The following is a 20,378-nucleotide window of genomic DNA, read 5'->3' on the forward strand; positions in this document are numbered from 1 at the left end:
TGACTCTCAGCTCTCGACTTCCACCTCTTAATCCTGTCCAGTCGTCCGCCCCGTAGCAACATCGAATTCATATACAGCTGGCACCAGCATTGCAGCGGTGATAAACACATAGGTAACGACCGTGATCAAGAAAGCAGCTCCGAAGCTCTGCTGAAAATAGTTGGTTATTACAATGTAGGTAGCAAAGGGAGTAACTCCTGAGGCCAAGGCAATCGCCCGCGAGGGATTGCGAATCCCCAACGCATAGAACATACCCGCCCCCCCGCAAACCATGAATGCAATGAACGCCTGAAGCTGATAGGTAAACGAATTCTGAAAAGCCATCATCATCCGCATACATACTCCAATCCCCAAAAGCAAAAACAACACAGTGCTCAAGCTAACTCCTACGGCTGTCTGTGAAACAGCGTAGGTCATTCCGCAATGCACCCCGAGCATCGCTACGAAACAGTTCATTACCAAGAAAGCCAGTGTCAGAAAAACTATATTCTCCGTACTCAATTCACCGGTAAACCAAAGTATCCCACTCAGTGCCAGCGGTAGGAGAATCATCTCCTTGGAGTTATAGAAGGTGCCTAGAAGCTTCCCGTAAATGATTTCCTTAGGGCTCAAGTCGGTCACCAGCAACAGGTCCAGAGCGCGCAGATCGCGTTCATTCGTGAGGGACGTCACCGCCAAGGCATTCACCAGCACCAACCCCAGCACCATCAAAGGTAATAGCGGCTTTGCCATCACGGGCAGGCTGGCCGCATAGCGTGAACCGGAGCTTGTTTCGGGATCAAGCATCGCCACCAACGCCACCGCGCAAATAGCAAAAATCACAAGATACGCCGCCTTTACCACCACGATTTTCTTCCCATAGGCCCACGTACACACCTCTCGCCACAGAATCGGGTTGTCCCACACTTGCTTAGAGGTCTTTTCCTTGGGATTCGCGGCAGCCTGAGAGGCGAGCTTCTCGGCTTGCTCGTCGGTGAGTCGAGGCTGCAGTTCTTGTGATGGATTCCAAACTCGCATCCTCAAGATAGCCCACAAGTTCAACAACACCGCTGCCGCAATTGAGAGCAGCATGAACAAGTTCACCGCCCCACCACACCACTCAAAGAGCGGATTTGTGTCCCTCAAAGGTTGGATCGCAGCCAGAATTGCTCGCAAGGGGGAGAGAGCAATTGCCCAAGTCTCGGCAGGTGCCCCCAGCCATTCGCTTTCCAAACGGCCACTAGCCAGCACTTCACCCCCAACTACCCACAGCACCAATCCCAGTGCTGTCATCGCCAATGACTGGAATGTCTTTTCTCGCCACAGCGCGAGTGTCGAACCCAAACTCCCTGCTACGGCAGCCGCCGCAAGAGTGACGCCCACCACTCGAAAGACTTGCCCGTAGGATACACCGCCCAACAGGGTCAGCAGCATGAGCAACGGAACCGCCGCAATGATCAATACAAACACACTCAAGGAACTGGCGAGCAACTTCCCCAAAACCAACTCGGCATTGGTCATGCGGGTCATCAGCAACAAATCGAGCGTACGGCGATCTTTTTCTTGCGCCACCGCAGCAGTCGTCAGCAGCGCCGCGAATGCCACCGCCATCGCCATTTGCAGTGGAGCGAGCAAGCCAAACACAGCCGAGCCAAACCGTGCCAAGTCACTTAGGCTCCGCACACTTTGCGACCCAAGCAGGATGAGCCATGCCGTGAGCACTAGGCCAAACAACGCTGCCACATAAACGGCCCGTTGTAGGTAAAGTCGCAAATTGCGAACACTCGTGGTGACTTCTCGTGAAAAAACCGGACCGATGAGCAAGCAAATATTCCTTTGTTGGAAGCGAAAACTAAGCTACCTCCGATAACCGTGACACGACGAGTCGCCGGTATTCCCCCCACTATAAGCCCCACAACAGGCAGAGTCGAGTCTGGGGCCCCCAACGATTTTACCAGTCGTTGGCTGTAGCCTGCGGTTTCTTGCCCCTTCAATGGTCATTTTTCCCAAACAGCGACTGGCTACTCAGCACGAAATGTCTAAAATGAATTCGGCAGCAGCGCGGGCAGATAGTGATCTCCCGTTGGTTTACGCTTCCGTTCCTAATTTCGTCCTATTGCCAGGCTCTATTTCCTTAAACGCCGTAGCATAAGCGACCCACATTAAGGCAAAATAAAAATCATGAATTTCAGCAAGTCTCTTCGTCCTCTAGTACTCGCCAACACCATCCACTACGTGGTAATCGCCACAATCTCATTTACTGCGTCGTTTGCCCAGGCACAAGACCCTACGAGTCCCACTGCAGAGCCTACATCGGCCCTGGGTGCTGCCGAAGATGCCAGCATGCAACCAACCGTCGAGGCTTTAATCGGCTCGGCTGTCTCGCTTTCAAACCAGAAATATCCCGAAATCGAGAAAGCAATTCAGCGATTCAAGAACGGTGACGTCGAAGGGGCGCTTGAATTCCTCAAACAAGCTAAGGAAAAATACCCCAAGCTACCACCGACCTATATTACTCTCGCCAAATTGCATGTCATGGCAAAGAACAACCAGGGTGCCTACAATCTGCTCGAACTCCAGGTCGCCGAAGATCCCACCGATCCCGAGGCCTATTTATTGCTGGCTGATCAATCCTTTGCTGGCAATCGCACCGCGGAAGCCGAGGCCTTGTTTGAAAAAGCAGAACCGCTTGTTGAGAAGTTCGAAGGGAGTGCCAAGAGAAAACGCGATATGGAAATCCGCGTTCTAGCCGGTAAGGCGGCGGTGCAAGAACGCCGTGGAAAGTGGGAAGCTGCCCTGGAGTTACTCAATCAATGGGTAGAGACCGATCCTGACAATGCTATGTCCCATGCTCGACTTGGTGTTACCCTCTTCCGCTTGGATAAGTCCAAGGAAGCCTACGACGAATTCACCAAAGCACGAAAACTAAACCCCGAACTCCCTCACCCCTACGCTTCCCTTGGACAGCTTTTCACCCAAACCGGAGATATGGATAACGCTCGCAAGGCATTCGAACGGGCTTACAAAGAAGACAGTCAGGATCCCACAACTGTCCGTACTTATGCCGAATGGTTGTTGCAACAAGGCGAACTAGAAAAGGCCCAGGAAGTCTCCACAGCACTATTGAAACTAACTCCCTCGGCACCTGTGGCGGTCCTCTTGGATGGTGTCGTCGCCCTGATGCTCAATCAAGACGACCGAGCCGAACAGGCTTTCAACAAAGTGTTGAGTCTTGATCCAGGCAACGCCCGCGCCAATGACCTTATGGCGTTGCTATTGATCGAAAGCGCCGACGCGGCCGATCAAGAACGAGCCCTTCGGTTTGCGGAGCAGAACGCCAAGCTGTTTCCTCAGAATTCCCAGGCCAACATCACCAAGGCCTACGTGCTCTACAAGCTGGGCCGCATGAACGAAGCCCAAGAGCCGCTCCAGATTGGCGCCCGCGGCCAACTTCAAACCGACTCCGCCTACTTGATCGCCCGCATCATGGCTGACCAAGGCCAAAAAGACAAAGCCCGCCAGGCGCTCGAGCAAGTTCTTCAACAGAAACAGGGGCTCTTCGTATTCCGCGAACAAGCCGAGGAGCTACTCAACGAACTAAAATCCGAATAGCTGCCGCTTGCGGCTTGGCGCTTTCCACGTTTGGCAGCAACACGAATTGGAGCATACCTCACATCGCTTCCACGTCTCCTACCTTGAAAAAGGCAACAAGAAACAGAACGCCTAGAATGAGGTCAATTCCAGCGAACAATCCGAAAACCCCCGGAACGCGCGACAACATTAGCAGCGTAAATGTCGAGGCTGCAAAGAAAAACTTTTCAGCCACCCCCGCCAGCATCATCGGCCGCAGCCGCCGCGGATCGCTGGCGATGATCAAGAACCCAATCTGCCAAGCCAACGCTACTCCCACGAACCCGTAGAAATTCTCCGGATGGGTCATCGGTGGCGGATAGTCACGTCCGATGCGCGATTCAAGAAAGTACTGGGGTACGAGTAGAATTAGCCCATAGACCCCGGCCCAAAAGAACACTCGTTTTGCAAAAGCTTCACCAGGAGCCATCTAATTTCTATCCTACTCTCAAGCGGGCCATGCAATAGCAGACTCTTAAATGACCCGTGAAGTTGATCCCAAAAACTAGCCAGCTTGATAAGGTGTTGATGCCTCGGTTGACCTTGTCCCTAAGTTTTATCCACTTGGAACGCCAGGAAACAAGAGGTTTTTGGCTCGCAAACGCAAATTTTCCTCAGAAGAGTTTTTCTTGTCGTTAAAGTTTGCCAGACCAGATTTTTTTCTGCAACGGTATTGACCGGTGCTCCTCTTTGTATTTCGTATTAATCTGACTGTATGGTCGATAGTAACGGTAAGCAATTTTTCTGCTGAACGAATTGTAAGACGTGTAGCTCTTCGAGGGGTTTGAGCGGATTATGTTGGGAAGGAACAATTCGGGCAATTGACAGATCTGCTCAAACAAGAGCTCTCTCGTGACAATATGTGCCGAATAAGTAATTTCAAAAATACATACTAGACTTCCGATCCATTAGGCGAAAAACCATGAAAATGTCGACTATTTCTCTCGCAGTCTTCGTCGGTTTACTTCTACCGATACAGGCAAACGCAGAAGAAAACAGCCAAGAGGTTGAAGAGACTCTAATGTCCCCCGAAAGCTGTGAGCTGAGTAACATGGACTTCTATGAAGCCAAGAGCATTGCGACAAAGGAGTTGGTTGTCGAGCAAGGCGAGTTAGTCGCTTCTGCGAGTGCGGTGACGCCTTGTCGGTGTGATTCAGAAGACTCCTGTTGTGGTTGCAATAATCCATCCGGATGTAGCTGTAGTACTTCCGTTTGTGATGAAGACGAAATTGGACTTCTTCAGGGCATGTTGGACCCATGCTCACCATTCGTGATCGGTGGCTGGACCACATTTGGTTACTACAACAAGAACACCAGGCAGTCCTTTGATAAAGGAGATCTCCTCTCCTACAACGATGTTCCTAACCGTCTGAATATCCCCCAGTCCTGGCTCTACTTAGGCAAGGAAGCTGACGGATCTCAAGGCCTTGATTTTGGTTTTCGCGTCGATGCTGTCTATGGAACTGATGCCCAAAGCCTGCAAGCGACTGGGAACCCCGGTGCTCAAATTGTAAACTCAGGCACGTTTGATGCCTCTTGGGACCACGGCGTCTATGGTTGGGCTATGCCGCAGCTTTATGGCGAGGTCGCCTATGAAGATTGGTCAGTCATTGCCGGCTATTTCCTTTCGCCGATCGGATATGAGTCCTCCAGGGCGATAGACAACTTCTTTTTTAGCCACTCGCTTACCATGTTTAATAGTGAACCCTTTACCAACACAGGCGTACTAGCAAAGAACACTGCCTATGAGGGAGTGACATTCTATGCTGGTTGGACCCTGGGCTGGGATACGGCATTTGACCAAAACCTTGGTGGCAACAGCGGAATCGGCGGCTTCGTCATCGAACCAAATGATCTCGTCACATTTACTTACCTAGCATCTGCGGGAGATTTTGGCTTTCGAGGTGACGACGGCTACAACCATAGTATTGTGCTCGAACTCTTATTAACGGACAAACTGGAGTATGCCTTGCAAAGCGATTACGTTCGTACCAACAATAGCTTTGCAACTCCAGGGTTCTCAGTTGAAGAGTTTGGCGTTGTCCAATACGTATACTACCAATTAAACGACAAGTGGTGGGCTGGAGGCCGCGCTGAATGGTGGAAGAGTAACTCAAGCACGCCAGATCAGCAGTCCTACAATGACATTACACTCGGGCTCAATTACGAACCGCGTTCCAATATCGTTTTCCGCCCAGAAATTCGATATGACTGGACACCCGCTGAGGACAACTTCGCAGCAGCAGTTGCCCCCAACTACAATCAGTGGGTTACTGCTATCGACTGTGTGATTACTTATTAGCCAACTTCTAAAGATGTCATACTCCGCACGAGTATCCGTAAGCAACTCGTGCGGAGTTTTTCAGATAGTAAATGCTCGGGAAGCAATCATTGTGCATCACTTGTCGCCTTCAGATTTCATGCTGAGGTGAAAACTGCACCTCAGTCGCCTTAAGAGGCGTTCCCGGCTTCTCCCGACGAGCTTTCAGGTAGAGTCTGAGTCTCAACTTGTCCAGAATCTTGGCTTGATTCAACGGTAATCGGATCCCAAGAACCTGACATTCCTTGATAGCTCCAAGAGTTTCCATCGACAAAGTCTACTCGCACAAAAAGTTCGAGTTCTCTACCCAACTGATCTCGATAAACGTGAGATATCAATTCGTAACGGCTTTCGCCGCTGGAAATAGGCAAGATGCTATTATCCGGTTCAGATATCGGAGACCATGCGGATTGGCTAGCATGATATCGCCAAGTTTCTCCGGTGAAGCGGTCGAGGCGAAGAAGTATCTCTAACTGCCGTCCATTCTGCAGAAACACGTGGTCTGTAAACTGGTATCGCATGCTATCGAGATTCTCGCTCGATGAGGTTTCAGCAAGCAAATTCTGGAAATCTTGGGCACCAACATAAAGTGCCCAACTCCCAGAAGCCAGCATCATCATCAACATCGTCGTCCAAAAAGTTCTTTTCATTGCATAGTTCCCTTCATAGGTTTGTCACAGGTATTTAGTGAAATCATAAACCAGAAAAACCGTGAGATCTTCACTGCTGAAGACTCCTGAATCATTAATTCATTTCATAGGACAACCATCCCTTTTTGCTTTCACGGCGCAGCCAGACCATCGCTTGCATATGATCGACATCGACAATCATTCCGCCAATGGTACGGTTACTGTGAATACTCCTTCGTTTACCTTGGGACGAATCTCCCAAAATCTTTCTCGCCTTCTCTATCGACATCGTTTCAGAGACATTCTCTGATGCACGACTTAATCTGCCAAATGTACCAAAGCGATTGCTATTCCCTTCCAGAACAGCCATCTCAGGCATCAAATAGTGATTGGTATGCACGAAAGGAATAGCGGGGGTTGTTATGATGTGACTTTTTGCAGAACACTCGACACTCCAAACATTGCCCAACGAATTAACGATTACGTGGTGAAATCCAGATGCACGTCGTAGCCGCCCTAGCATTTCCAAATCTCGCTCGGGCGCACTCGTATCGGAAAGCCATCTTGCAACCACACATTTGGGTATGCCCATCTGATGATCGTAATGGTTCAAACTATTGATTGCTTGCAAAATACCGTGGGAATTAATTGAAATTGCATTTCCACCCAAAGTATTCACATAGAATAGCTCGAGCGTCGTGGCGTCCCCAATGGTTCTTTTAAGAACGCAAAGTTCATCCTCCGCATCGGCTGACCAATCTTCATTATGCGCTACAAGGAATCCGTTGTTTGTGACGAATGTCGTACATTTTTCCTGGACGTCTTGCGTGAGCTCATCGAGGAGATTCAGAGTCCAGAGTTCCTCGAAGGAGGTCCCCGCCCCATGAGCGTAGCCTTTGAGCTCAGCAACTAACTCGGGAAAAACTTTTTCTGTGGGCGTTAGATATTCACGCGACCGACGGACATATTCACTCCATACCTTGCCTTTTCTTTCTTCGTTCAAGGACTGAAGTAGGGACTCACCGAAGAGTTTGCCCTTTTGAAGACCAAGCTCGTAGGTATTGTCTGCCTCGATTTCAAAGTAATTCTTATGAGTCATGCGAGGAGTTTCCTGGATCACGCAATTGATTGATGGGAATACCAATCCATCGTGTCTTTTCAGGCAATGAGTCGCCCTTCATCAACAATGACAGCGGGCCAATTGAGGAGCCTTGTTGCATTTCTGAGTCGTACAATACTATTGACATATTTCCTACGGAACATTCATCACCTACCACCAACGACGAGGATTTCATAATGCGGTCTTCGAAGAGGTGATTCTGGATTACTGCCCCGGAATTCAGCGCAGCGTAGTTGCCAATACTGACCAAATCAAATTCCGAAAAGAGCTCCGTTTCGATGAAGGCCCCTTTTCCTATTTTACATCCCAGTAATCGCAAATACGAGCTAAAAAATGGAGTGCCGAACAGTGGCCACGCGAGCGACATAGTGATCATCTCGAAAACGGCATTCGTCAACTCGTTCAGCCAGATATAGACGCACCATAGTGGCTTGATGACGGGCTTAATTGTTCCCATGCAGATTTGCTTAATGGCCACTACTAGGAGCAAGGAAAAGACTACGAGAAAGGAAACGAGTACGGGGACAAGCGCAAGAATTGCCCCAGGTGAGAACCTAGACACGCCGGCGACAACGCAGACACTAAACAATGCCAATGCGAGCATACCGATGTAATAAGGGAGCAACACTCTCAGCCCGTCGATGAAAATCCGCGTTACGTAGAGCCTCAAGGTAGGCCGAAATATTGTCGCATCGTCAAATCCTTGCACCTTCTCCCGATGCGGCAGTCTGAATGGTGGAGAGCCAAGCCACTCCGTGTTGTCCGTAAACTCGGAAGCGTTCGAAGTGGGGGGAACCGAAAGGACACCCACAAGACAATTGCTACCAAGTTCAATCCCATCAGGAAGCAGAGCCCCGTTGCCTAGAAAAGTCCGAGAGCCAATGCGATTGAAACTGACCTGAAAATGCCCTCGATAGAGACGCCTGCCACCGATCATCGAGCCGTCAGCCAGAAAACTCTCTTGCCCGATTGTTACTAAGTCAGGAGTAACATGAGTGACTGTAGATATCTCTGCTCGAGAGCCGATATTGGCACCAAGCATACGGAGCCAACTGGGGAGAAAAATTGTCGAGTAAACAGGGTAGACGATTGATGAGGCGTACCTCAGAAATAGATCAGCTGACCATCTCTTCAGATAAACCCAACTCTCGAGGGAATGGACGCCGGTATCCGATTTTGGCAGCAGTGTACGCTTAACAGCCGCTACAAAAAGACAGAACCAGACCAGGCAAAGTGGAAGACCCATGAATAACGAAGTGATGCTCCCTGCAGCACCTCCATACCGAAAGCCAGCAATCAGCAACAAAGCGATCGGCATGATAATACCCAACAGCAGAATTTCACCGAAGATCTCGCTGCTGATGAAGTGCAACATGCAATACAACCCTGTTCGCCTAGAACTAACTTGCTTCCCAATGTCAATGTCAGGAACCTTGACCGTAGCGGGCTGTGCCGGAGATCCAGCAAATGCTTCACCACTGCCAATGGTCGAGTTGTCTGGCAACAACGACATGTCATCGAGTAGGGCGTCGTCTTCCATCCGTGTATTAATACCCAAAGCACATTGGGTGCCTACAAAACATCTGCTTCCAATCTCAATAGAACCAATTTTCAATAAGCCATCTTCGACTCGATAACCCAAAAAATGAGTTTCCGATCCAATACACGTGTCGTCTCCAACGGAAAGCAGATCAAATATCACACAATTGTTCGAATCAAAAAGGCTATTCTTCCCGACCTGTGCACCCATCAATCGGTAGTAGAAACTCATGAGGGGGGAGCCAATGTAAATATCTGTCCACGCCAAAAACTGAGTTCGAGTAACCAACCACCAGCGGAAGTAATAGAAACCCCAGACAGGGTATTCGCCAGGCTTATATCTCCCAATGACCACCCATTTCACAGCAATCGAGAGTAGAATCCCAACTAGAGGGGCAAAGAAGACGGCTGCTGACATGGACCAAATGTAGGCATTCAGCGATACCTTCGCTGTGAGCAGCGCAAATGTAAGAAGAATGCCTATCAACAGGGGAGTCGCGGCTAAACTGTAGATCACAGCCACTGAAACCGCTTGAAGACAGTAGCAAATGTATCGAGTTAAGCGGGGTACACTCTGGAAGACTTCTCGACTTGTCACGGGCGCAGGTGAGGCTACCGAACTCTCAAGCGATGCTTCCGATTCATTGACCACCGAACTGGATACATGCTCAGCAAGCTGAACTACCGTTGGATTCATGTAGACATCGCGAATCGCAACGTCATAACCGTACTCTTTCCGCAGCAGCAATGCCATCTCCACTGCTAGTAAGGAGTAGCCACCAAGGTCTAGAAAGAAATCGTCCTCGATTGAGATAGAGGACACGCTAAACAACTTCTCCCATACGCTTACGATCCTAGATTCCAACTCATTTCGAGGTTCTACAACAGATCGTTTGACCGGCACCAGCGGAAGCTTCGGGGCCGGGAGACGATTACGGTCAACTTTGCCACTATCCAACGTGGGCAGGACATCCAAATTGTCGAGAAAACTTGGAATCATGTAATGAGGCACGTGGTCTTTGAGCCAATTCAAAATCTCGTCTCGATCGATAGATTCCACCGAGTTGGCTGGAACAACGTAAGCAGCGAGTTCCTTTTGACCACCTTTATCAACGATATTTACTACCGCCTGATCGATGGCTGAGTGTCCACGTAGTACCGACTCTATCTCAGCAAGCTCGATACGGTATCCACGCACTTTCACTTGTCGGTCGATCCGACCGTGAAACACTAAATCACCGGTAGCAGTTCTTTCGACCAGATCTCCCGTACGGTAGAGTTTCGAGCTATGGCCGTTGCTACGCAGGGGATTGTCGACAAACTGCCTTATGGTTTGGTCTGGTTGTCCTAGGTATCCCCGTGCAAGGCCAACACCGCCGATGTAGAGTTCGCCTCTGTTTCCTGGAGGCACTGGTTGCATATTGCGGTCTAGAATCAAGGCTTCATACCCGTTCAACGGACGCCCAATAGTCACCTGTTCATTAGGCACACATTCGGCCACTGTCGCATTGACTGTTGTTTCAGTCGGTCCGTAGACATTGAGCATTCGACGGTTGTTTGTGGCCCATTTGTTCACCAACGCAGCCGGGCACGGCTCGCCACTTACGATAATCAGGCGCAGACTCGGAATGTCGTCATGAATCATTCCCAAACAGGTCGGGACCGTCGAGAGGACGCTGATACCCAAATCGCAGAGCAACTTGGCTGCTTCGTTGCCAACATGTGCGATCTCTGTGGTTCCTACCACCAAACACGCGCCATTGGAAAAGGCCATCCACATTTCTTCGACGGAACCGTCAAATCCAAGCGCGAAGCCATGGTAGACGCGGTCCTCAGAAGTGAGTCGCAATTCCTCGTTGAAAGCCTGCACAAAGCGGACAACATTCCGATGCTCGGTCATCACGCCCTTGGGGCGCCCTGTACTGCCAGAAGTGTAAAGAACGTAGCAGAGGTCTTCTGCTGTCACGCCCGTCTCATCAATTGACAATCGATCAGTGGATTGAGCTGAAATGTCAGGACTGCTATCGTCACAAATGATGCATAGTCCACCGAAATAGGTTTTTGCTCTGGATGCGTGGGCTTGTTCGGTCAGAAGTGCTGTCACTTCGGCTTCTTCGAGAATGTGCCCAATGCGCATGTCGGGGAAGGCCGGGTCAATTGGAACATAAGCGGCACCTGCCTTGAGCACCGCCAGAATGGCAAGAATCGAGTTCTCAGAACGGCGCATGAAGAGACCAACGAAATTCCCAGGTCCGATACCGCAAGACTTGAGATGCCGGGCAAGCTGATTCGCGCGTCGGTCAAGTTCTTCGTACGACCACTCAACTTCACCGCAAACCAACGCCGTTTGACAGGGGTTCTGCTCTACGTGAGATTCAAACAGCTCATGAACACACAGTGTGTCCGATATCGTCAGGTTGGCCATTTATGTCAGACTCGATTAGGCAAGATCCACGGTAGAAGAGGAGGTCTTCGATTCGCGAATGGCTTCGTCGAGCATTCTTTGTCCCTCGACTGGATCACTCCATCTTAACCTCGATTGCTCGCTCAAGCTATGAATCGGATCAAAGTAGAAGAACAACTTTCCCGCTTTAACCGAAGGAGCCGTATAAACGGCTATTCCAGTATCTTGATTGTAGTATTCATAGGAATGAATCGAGCGTTTCCCCCCCCCGCCGGGTAGATCACAGACAAACGTAGGTGTATTAAACCCTGCAGTCGAACCTCGGACATGCTTTTCTATGTTGAGTGCCGTCGACAAGCTGGTGCGCAGGTCCTCTATTCCGCTCACCATGTCGCAAACATAAACATAGTAGGGATGAACGTTGATATAGCTTAAACGACGCACCAATTGAATCATTGTATCGACTTCATCGTTTACTCCTCGCTGCATGACTGCTTGGTTACGCACAGTAATGCCTCGCTCGTGCAACACGCCTAATGCTTGCTGAGAAATCCAGGTCATCTCCTTGGGGTGATTGAAATGGGTATGAATCGCCATGTCTTTATGGTTCTTACGAGCGTGATTACCAACGGTAGTGAGCGCCTGCAGCCACTTTTTATCCGAAAGTATTTTCTGTGGCATGACCGCCAATCCTTTGGTCGCAACTCGGATCCGGCGAACGTTCGGAATCGCAAGTAATGTTAAGCCGATTTCTTCTAGTTGGTCAGCACGCAGATTGTAGGCATCGCCCCCACTAATAACGATGTCTTCAAGCTCCGGCCGCGATTCGATATACTCAAAAGCTTTTTTCCATCGCTCGTAGTCGACGCGAAGCGAAACCTTAGATACTTCCTCCGTATCCATGCCGACAGAGTAACTCCGTGTGCAAAAGCGGCAATACACTGGACAGGTATTAATGGGAAGGAAGAGCGCTTTGTCGAAGTAGCGATGAGTAAGGCCTGGGGTCGGCGAATCGCCTTGCTCGTTGAGAGAATCGAGATGCGTATTGGGATGGTCTTCGAGAAGTCTATTGCCTATTGGAACAAATTGAATGCGCAAAGGGCAATTATATGGATCTTCCCAATCGATGAGCGAGATGATGTAAGGAGAAATGCGTAGCGCCATGGGGGCCTTACTAAGTCCCTGCTCCAAATCGGTGAAGAATTCTGCGGGCGCAAAATCTCCGATCAATTTTTTTAGTCGCCCAGCACTGGTTTTTGAATTTCGCGACTGCCACTTGTAGTCTAGGAATGTCTCACGGTCGATATCCGCATATGCCGGAAGCTTGCGCCAGAATTCCTCCTCAGGGAACTGGCCATGAGTTAAAGACTCGAAGGAAACCGGCGGACGAACATGCTGTAAACTCTGGTATTCTCGACGAGGCGTTTGCTCTAATGTCGATTGACCTTTGCCAGGCAGGGATATTTTCGATATCTCGCGCCGTTCGGTCGTCGCAGTATCAATCATCAGATGTTTCTACCAAGCTGCTAGATTTCAATTGTCTTTATTGTGTCTCTCACTGGAGAATCACTAAAACGTTCTCAGACTCAATGAATTTTGAATGAACCTCCCGTGGTCTTTCGAGTACCAACCAGTGAGTTCGATTTGCTGCCATGCGATAAGATCTAAATCCATAGGATGATCTCGACATACAGCCGGTCTCTGGTTTTAAATTCACATAAGACGGAGAAGAGTCAGATTCTTAGTGGAGTTTGAATGAACCGCAGGACAACGCATCACATCAGGGTTGTCGGTAATTAGTGGGCATATGGGTTATATGTGACATTAAGCTAGCTTAAGTGCTTTGCGAGTTTTGTCAATATTGGGCTATATAAGAAGAAAGGGAAGGCATCAGCTATGATCCAATTCCAACTTTATGAAGGTTGGGATTGTCCCAAGAAATGAACTACATAAAGTCTTTTAGGGAAATGAGTTAGGGCTCTGCACTCAGATTCGACAAGCGTCCTTGAAGAAACCAATAGCCTATCCAAACACCTAGCAAAAGTTACTTCCAACGCTCCCATTCCAGCGCCATCACAGTAGGTAAAGGGATAGGATCTAGGCTCCCTTCAGCTCAGATTGCTCGGAATGGATAGGAGAGAATGGTTTCTCTTGGTGCCACTAGAATTAACTGACCTAACCCCTAGGGCTAAATGACATGCACTGCCGGTATTGACCACAAAAAGCGCCCAGCCTTTCTCGCACTGCATAAAGAATGCACTTAGAATAACTAGCGATTCTTGGCTCTCAATAGCAAATCTCGGTTATAGCCACAGGAGTTGCAGGGGCTCCCGACTGCTAGCTCACCTTCACCCTAGATAAAAGGTGTGTGAACTTGACGGCGTACGATGGTCCCCCTAGTCTTCGCCCCGGTTTCTAGGCCCGTGCGCGCCTCTGCGCACAGGCTTCGCCAGCCTTTTCCGGGGACAATTCCTTTGCAGGAAAAACCAGCCATCCAACCCGCAACGATACGGCAGCCGCCCGGGCAGTGTCGCTCATCGTTCGTATTGCTGTTGCTGTTTTGCCTGGTAACTGGTTGTGCTACCTCAACCAACAAATGGGTAGCTCTGCGTTCCACTCCTCGCAATCCTCTCACCGAGTCCCTTGGACTACTAACCAAACAAGGCCCCAAACCGACCGAGCGAACTCTCCAACTGCTCCGTCGCTATAACTTGCATGAAGATCTGGAAGGTGATCGCCGAGAGTTGCTCGTCAAACTAGGCGAGATTGAAAAACGGAGTCCTAATCGCGAGAACGTCTACGCCCAAGCAGAATTGGCCTACGTCGTCGGCAAACGAGCCGAAAGAGGCTCGCATTCAGAAAAAGCTTTAGAGTACTATGGTGCTGCCGTGTTGCATTCCTATAGTTATCTCTTCGACGAGAAGTATGCGACCGTATCCAACCCCTACGATCCTGAATTCCGCCGCGCATGTGATCTCTACAATGCGGCTTTAGAAGGGACCCTCCGGATTGTCCAAGAACAAAACTCCTTGCAACCCGGCACCACGCAACATATCAAAACAGCGAATCACGACTGCCGGCTCGAAGTGCGCCTGCAGAGTAACGATTGGCACGCCGACGACATCGATCATTTCGAGTTTGTCACTGATTACGAAGTGCATGGATTACGTAATCACTATCACAACTTCGGCTTGGGCGTTCCACTAATCGCGGTGCGCCGCAAGCACGAGGGAGAAGATCCCCGTGAAGAATATTATCCCGAGGATCTCTCCTTTCCCGTTACTGCGTTTCTGCGTGTTAACCTGGCAGCAGCCAACGAGAGTACGGTCCAAACTGCCGTCTTGGAACTCTTTGATCCACTCAACCAACCGATGGTCCAGGTAGCAAGTCACAATGTCCCGCTGGAGACGGATCTAAGCACTCCTCTGGCACATACGCTCAGCCAGCCTGCATTGGACGACACACGCCTCTCCACCTTGGGACTCTTGAAGCCTGAGAAAGTCAAACAGGTTCAGGGGCTGTATATGCTTGAACCTTTTCAAGAAGACAAGATCCCCGTTTTAATGGTGCACGGTCTCTGGTCGAGTCCAGTCACCTGGATGGAAATGTTTAACGACCTCCGCAGTGATCCGCAAATACGGAAGCATTACCAATTCTGGTTTTACCTGTATCCCACAGGTCAGCCATTCTGGTTCAGCGCGGCCCAGATGCGAGAAGACCTTGCTGACATGAGACAGAAAGTCGATCCCGAAGGCCGTTTTCCAGCACTTGATCAAACGATATTGGTCGGCCATAGCATGGGTGGACTTGTTTCTAAGTTGCAGACGGTGGATAGCGGCAATGACTTCTGGTCCACACTTAGCGAACACCCCTTTTCTGAGTTGCAGGCCGATGAAGAATTACGCGAAGGACTGGCACAAACATTCTTTTTTGACCCCAATCCCTCGATTCGCCGCGTGATTACAATCGGAACACCTCATCGGGGGAGCGAATTTGCCAATGACACAACCCGATGGCTTGGCAGAAAACTCATTCGCATTCCCACAAAGCTCATGCAAGGAAAACATCAACTCATCGCACGAAACCCAGGGTTCTTTCGCAAGGACGCTCCGCTGGATATAAATACCAGTATCGATTCGCTTGAACCCAAGTCTCCTCTGTTACCGGTGTTGTTGACTGCTCACTGCAGCTCGTGGGTTAAGTACAACAACATCATGGGTGAATTGCCCGCCGAAGGAATCGCAAGTTGGTTTTCCAGTGGCAAAGGTGACGGCGTCGTGACTCTCGAAAGTGCTCGATTAGAAAATGCCGAGTCGCAAATCGTAGTGCCGGCGGATCACTCTCTAGTACATCGACATCCACAAAGCATACTTGAGGTCCGTCGAATTCTCTTGCAGCAGGTGGCTGAAATACGCAATTACACCTACGGTGATCAAATTAATCAAGTCTCAATTCCACAGCAATCTATCCGGGAGGCCAGAATCCAATCAGAATTGCCATTACCGACATCAACTTCCAATATTGATTCTGAGATTGCCCAAGAAGCAACTCCTATTCTTGCTAAATAGACCAACTAACCTGGCAGTTTCCTGATTGCGTTTTCGACAAAGTTCTTTCTGCCGTCTGGGACGATTCACTCGACCAAGTTGACGAGGGGCAAAACCGGTTAGAAGTCATATTCCCTGATGAGCCTCCCGTTGGGACTGTCTTCGGTTCGAGAACCGAGTCATTTTGACGCACCTCCTGCTCAAGCGAGTCATCTTCGATATCGAAAACTAATTCGCCCCGCAGTACGTTCATGTCTTCAGGGGCTTGGATTCCCAAACGTACGCCCTTGCCTTTCATTCGCAGGACAGTGATAGTGATGTCATTTCCGATCTTAATCTTTTCGTTTTGCTTCCGTGTTAAGACTAACATTTTGCACTCCCGTTGCTTGTTTAGATAAGCTTCTGTTCCAGAGAAGTTGGTGTCGAAGTGACACACGAGCATACTACGCACAGGATATGCCATTTGTGCGAAACCAACCTGACATTCGCCGTATCTGGCTGTCCTATAAGGCTTTTTGCACTGCTAGCACTTTGTGGCACATGGATTGCTGGCTCACGCATGTGCAAAGAAATTGTAAGTCTGTCAGTCAGAATGAGATTTCCGTCGTGGACGGAACAGCGCTGGCCATTGGTAGCGTTGAGATACAGGAGTTACCGACATTTCGCTCAGTTCTGGGGACCTTTGTCTAAACGATCTCTGAGTTTTGCGGCCAGTTCATATTGCTCAGAGGCAATAGCCTGGGCAAGTTGTTCGGCCAGAGAAGGGCCAACATCATAGTGCTTTGCGATTGAACTCTTCATATCTCGCAGTTTATCCAGCAACGTATCTTCATCACTCTCTTCAGCCGAGGAATGGGCATCAAACAGTTTTTGCAACGCCGACAATCCTTCGTCGATCGCTTCGACAGCGCCCCGGTGATTCGACTTTTCCAATTGAATCAAAGTCAAAGCTTGAATCTTATGAAACATGACAAAAGGACGATACTGTTCGTGCATTAGTGTCCAATGGGGGTCCGGCGAATTGGCCGTACTGAAATCCATGAGCGCCAATGTATGGTCGGCATCACGAACGGCCTCGTCATAGCGATTCAGAGTTAGCCAGCAGACTCGCCTATGATAGAACTGATAGAATTCGCGATCAATTTCTCGACAGCTATCATGATCTAACTGAAATGCCGGACCATCTGCAAAAGACTGAGAGAGCAGGCTGTCATAATAGGTATCGAAACCTTCGGGCTTCTCCCCATCGGGACGTCCAGAAACCTCCAACTGAATGATCCCCATATCTACGCGCAGCTGCAAGAGCGGCCGTCCGTCGGAACCTTTCACCTCTCTCACCATCACTTGCCCGGGAACAAATGGCCAATCAGAAAGGTACCGATCAAGATGTTGGATGCGTTTTGGCATCGTTAATGGGAACTGGGGTATAATCTAGAGTGGAATACCGTATCAACTACCAGAATTATAACCCAAATGTGTCTTCGTTGAGCAACCAGTCCCGCAAAAAAATGTGGACCGATAATTTCTCGAAAACGACTATCCCAGCGACTTGACAGCAACATTTACTAGATGGGAACTTTCGCTAACCTTCCCCACCTTCGTCACATAAAAGCGTTTCCTGAATTAGATCGGTTTCTTCTTTATCGTGGCGATCAATTTGGTCCAAGAGTGAGTATACGTCTTCACACAACCGATCCATCCCGCCCGGGTCAAATTCGGTAATCTCTTCAAATCGAGGATTTAAATCGTCGAGAGCCAGTCGAAACTGATCGTGCTCTCGTTCCAATCGATCGACGCGAGATTGCATGTTGGGTTTGATCTCGCCAACCATTGCCATGTAACCATCTTGTTCTTCAAGATTCATTAATCTTTCCAAGTGCCTTTGAAACGACTTGAGGGTGAATTGGACGCTCGACAGCTTGCGAGGTATTCCTTCCGAGGGAACCTTCCAACCTAAAGTGACCCTAAGTGCTTGTTTCACGTGGTCCAATATCTGGTGCTCCATCCAAGCCGCGTTTGCCTGTGCTTTTGAATCGATCAAGTGCATTGACGAATCCTCCATTCATATCAACCCGTGAGTGTTATTCATGCCTCCTGCTCGCAGTGAGCAGCGTTTGGCCTTATAAGCGATCGGTGCAAAGTCAAATAGGCACATCCCAAGCAAAAACTTTGCCAACCAAATGAAAAGAAGAGAAGTAAAAATTGAAAATCTCGACTCGGCACCTAGGACTTTTTGGGAATGCACCTAGTGCGAGCAGCCTAACAATTCTAACTACATTCAGACCGTCCTGACAAGTAACTGACAACTCCCGATGACACGAATTCCACTTCGAAACAATACTTAAAACCTTAGTAGAATTGGAGTTGTGTAATTCCTGTCAATCTATTCTTCGCCGGCTTTAAACTGGCGGGCCTGTTTACGCGATGATTTTTCGCGTTTGCTCCTCAAGCGTCTCTCGACGGATGCTTTTGTTGGCCGTGTGTTTTTTCTTTTTCGGGGAGAAACTAGGGCAATTTGAAGAAGCTGGCGAAGCTTTTCGCAGCAATCCGACAGGTTGCGGGCCTGGTTTCGATATTTGTCACTGGAAATCAGGATGTCGCCTGACTGGCTAATTCGAGAACTGAACTGCTGAAGGAATCGAGACTTGACCTCAGGAGGGAGGGCGGTTGAATCTGATATATTCCATCGCAATACTACTTTGCTATTAACTTTATTTACATTCTGCCCCCCCGGACCAGAGCTTCTAACAAAAGTTGCAGCTAATTCTGTTGCAGGAATTGTGATTCGCGAGTTGACAATTAGTGACCGAGCCATGGCACTGCACTCTAACAGCTGGCGAACTCTTCGAGAACCTAGAAAGTGACATGCTCAGAAGTAGTTCAGAATCGCCGATCGGACGGTTTAGAAATAGTGAAACATTTCCGATGTCCCAACTTCCAATTTGGAACCCCTAGCTCAACGATGATATATCATGATCCTGCATTGCTCAAAGAGGGCACAAGCCGTTCAAATCGCAATCGACTATCTTCTATTAAATGTTGGTAGTTGGCGGGTCCAAATCCTTGTCCAGCAAGCTCAATATCATAGTCGCCCGTGTATCCGGCGTTGAGCAATTCAGACAGAAGGGTACGTAGTGGAACTAGACCGGTTCCCAGTGGACAACGTTGACGATCTGGACAGTGAGGTTCCCTTCTATCTCCTAGCTGCACAAGAGCGATGTGAGGCACAACTTCTCGCAAATTGGAGATCAATGCCAAGTCGTGGCCAAAATGGTACGTATCAAAAACAAGTTTCAGATTGGGAGAACCAATGCTCTCGATAAACGCAATCGTAGATTCAATATCTGTTAGAAATGTCCACTCCCGCGCACAAGCAGGATGCATCGGTTCGATTGCAAGCGTCACGTCGGCTGCTTCAGCAAGTGAGAGCATACTATCGAGCGCCAATCGAAACAGTCTTTCTGCATGACGAAAAGTATGGTGGTTCCGACCTCCAGGATAGACAATCAAACAGCCAGCGTTTGCGGCCCCGGCTAAGCGAATAGCATGGCAACCATCCTCGACTGCTTCGCAAAAACTTCGACCATCACTGCCGGTGAACCCCCCAGCCCAAAGAAGATTAGATACCGCCAAGCCACTAGCCGCTAATAGATCTATCCCTTCTTCTTCTCCATAATCACTTAGCTTTTGCCTCCAAACTCCAATCGATTCAAATCCTGCTGCTAGATACCGTCGGATGTCTTCTTCAAAAGTCCAACGATAGGTGGTTACCTCACTCATCGATAATCGGGAAACCTTTTGAGCACTACTGAGATTCATGTTGAATTCGACTCCTAGGTTTCGCTATCTCGGTCAAAAAACCGAAGACCAAATGTGCCTGTTTATCAATTCTGTTCTACTTTGGTTTTTCAAAGTGCCGTTGTCAGGCTGGCTGAGTATGCTAAATCGACTGATTGGTGTAAAGCTTGAACTGAGCATAAAAAAACCTGGCCATCAGGGGTGTCGCAATTTCGAAGAACCTCAACTCTCTGGCCGATTCCAGGCTCTTAGTGTGACAGGTTCCCAGTGGCATGGAGCTAATCCTAAAATCCTGAAACTACTTTCCTAATCTTATCCATGGCCCCTAAAGAGATTGTAGGCGGCAGGCTATTGCCTCTCCTCAATTCGTGCTAAACTGTTAGCTAGAATACATCGCGTTTACTTCGATTTA

General features: G+C 49.2%; 14 protein-coding genes. 3 read left to right on the forward strand and 11 right to left on the reverse strand.

Going from position 1 to position 20,378, the window contains the following annotated elements:
• Nucleotides 1-27: 27 nt before the first annotated feature.
• Nucleotides 28-1,803, reverse strand: coding sequence for an ABC transporter permease subunit (locus Pr1d_RS00980; RefSeq protein ID WP_148071758.1), 1,776 nt, complete (start codon nt 1,801-1,803; stop codon nt 28-30).
• A gap of 357 nt (nt 1,804-2,160) precedes the next feature.
• On the opposite strand from Pr1d_RS00980, the gene Pr1d_RS00985 reads away from it, so the two are divergent.
• A complete protein-coding gene (locus tag Pr1d_RS00985; protein WP_148071759.1) occupies nt 2,161-3,591 on the forward strand; it encodes a tetratricopeptide repeat protein in 1,431 nt (476 codons plus the stop codon).
• Between the two features lie 58 nt (nt 3,592-3,649).
• Here the strand turns inward: Pr1d_RS00985 and Pr1d_RS00990 are convergent, their stop codons facing one another.
• Nucleotides 3,650-4,039 (reverse strand): hypothetical protein, encoded by a 390-nt coding sequence (locus Pr1d_RS00990; RefSeq protein ID WP_148071760.1) that lies wholly within the window; start codon nt 4,037-4,039, stop codon nt 3,650-3,652.
• Between the two features lie 591 nt (nt 4,040-4,630).
• Here Pr1d_RS00990 and Pr1d_RS00995 point away from each other — a divergent pair.
• Nucleotides 4,631-5,911 carry an outer membrane beta-barrel protein gene (locus Pr1d_RS00995; protein ID WP_168204989.1) on the forward strand — a complete coding sequence of 427 codons (1,281 nt, stop codon included), beginning with the start codon at nt 4,631-4,633 and terminating at the stop codon, nt 5,909-5,911.
• Nucleotides 5,912-6,060: 149 nt separating this feature from the next.
• On the opposite strand, the gene Pr1d_RS01000 is transcribed toward Pr1d_RS00995, so the two are convergent.
• The 4 genes from Pr1d_RS01000 to Pr1d_RS01015 form a co-directional block, all read right to left on the reverse strand.
• The gene (locus tag Pr1d_RS01000) at nt 6,061-6,579 is read right to left on the reverse strand and encodes a hypothetical protein (protein ID WP_148071762.1); all 519 of its coding nucleotides are present in this window, start codon (nt 6,577-6,579) and stop codon (nt 6,061-6,063) included.
• Nucleotides 6,580-6,673: 94 nt separating this feature from the next.
• The gene (locus Pr1d_RS01005) at nt 6,674-7,657 is read right to left on the reverse strand and encodes a C45 family autoproteolytic acyltransferase/hydolase (protein WP_148071763.1); all 984 of its coding nucleotides are present in this window, start codon (nt 7,655-7,657) and stop codon (nt 6,674-6,676) included.
• Nucleotides 7,647-11,642 carry a Pls/PosA family non-ribosomal peptide synthetase gene (locus tag Pr1d_RS01010; RefSeq protein WP_148071764.1) on the reverse strand — a complete coding sequence of 1,332 codons (3,996 nt, stop codon included), beginning with the start codon at nt 11,640-11,642 and terminating at the stop codon, nt 7,647-7,649. Before Pr1d_RS01010 ends, Pr1d_RS01005 begins: the two co-directional genes overlap by 11 nt.
• Nucleotides 11,643-11,657: 15 nt before the next feature.
• Complete coding sequence (locus Pr1d_RS01015; RefSeq protein WP_148071765.1) at nt 11,658-13,127, reverse strand: KamA family radical SAM protein; 1,470 nt, start codon at nt 13,125-13,127, stop codon at nt 11,658-11,660.
• A gap of 968 nt (nt 13,128-14,095) precedes the next feature.
• On the opposite strand from Pr1d_RS01015, the gene Pr1d_RS01020 reads away from it, so the two are divergent.
• Nucleotides 14,096-16,189, forward strand: coding sequence for an esterase/lipase family protein (locus Pr1d_RS01020; RefSeq protein ID WP_148071766.1), 2,094 nt, complete (start codon nt 14,096-14,098; stop codon nt 16,187-16,189).
• Here Pr1d_RS01020 and Pr1d_RS01025 read toward each other — a convergent pair.
• The 5 genes from Pr1d_RS01025 to Pr1d_RS01045 form a co-directional block, all read right to left on the reverse strand.
• Nucleotides 16,182-16,538: a carbon storage regulator gene (locus Pr1d_RS01025; protein ID WP_148071767.1), complete on the reverse strand. Its 357-nt coding sequence runs from the start codon at nt 16,536-16,538 to the stop codon at nt 16,182-16,184. The two genes, Pr1d_RS01020 and Pr1d_RS01025, sit on opposite strands and share 8 nt — an antisense overlap.
• 296 nt (nt 16,539-16,834) lie before the next feature.
• Nucleotides 16,835-17,575, reverse strand: a complete 741-nt coding sequence (locus tag Pr1d_RS01030; RefSeq protein ID WP_148071768.1) for a UvrB/UvrC motif-containing protein — start codon at nt 17,573-17,575, stop codon at nt 16,835-16,837.
• 175 nt (nt 17,576-17,750) lie between these two features.
• Nucleotides 17,751-18,215, reverse strand: coding sequence for a hemerythrin domain-containing protein (locus Pr1d_RS01035; RefSeq protein ID WP_168204990.1), 465 nt, complete (start codon nt 18,213-18,215; stop codon nt 17,751-17,753).
• 336 nt (nt 18,216-18,551) lie between these two features.
• Nucleotides 18,552-18,983: an alternative ribosome rescue aminoacyl-tRNA hydrolase ArfB gene (gene arfB, locus Pr1d_RS26580; RefSeq protein WP_148071770.1), complete on the reverse strand. Its 432-nt coding sequence runs from the start codon at nt 18,981-18,983 to the stop codon at nt 18,552-18,554.
• Between the two features lie 155 nt (nt 18,984-19,138).
• A complete protein-coding gene (locus tag Pr1d_RS01045; RefSeq protein ID WP_148071771.1) occupies nt 19,139-19,987 on the reverse strand; it encodes a sugar phosphate isomerase/epimerase family protein in 849 nt (282 codons plus the stop codon).
• Nucleotides 19,988-20,378 lie beyond the last annotated feature (391 nt).

The organism is Bythopirellula goksoeyrii (assembly GCF_008065115.1).
GTDB lineage: Bacteria > Planctomycetota > Planctomycetia > Pirellulales > Lacipirellulaceae > Bythopirellula > Bythopirellula goksoeyrii.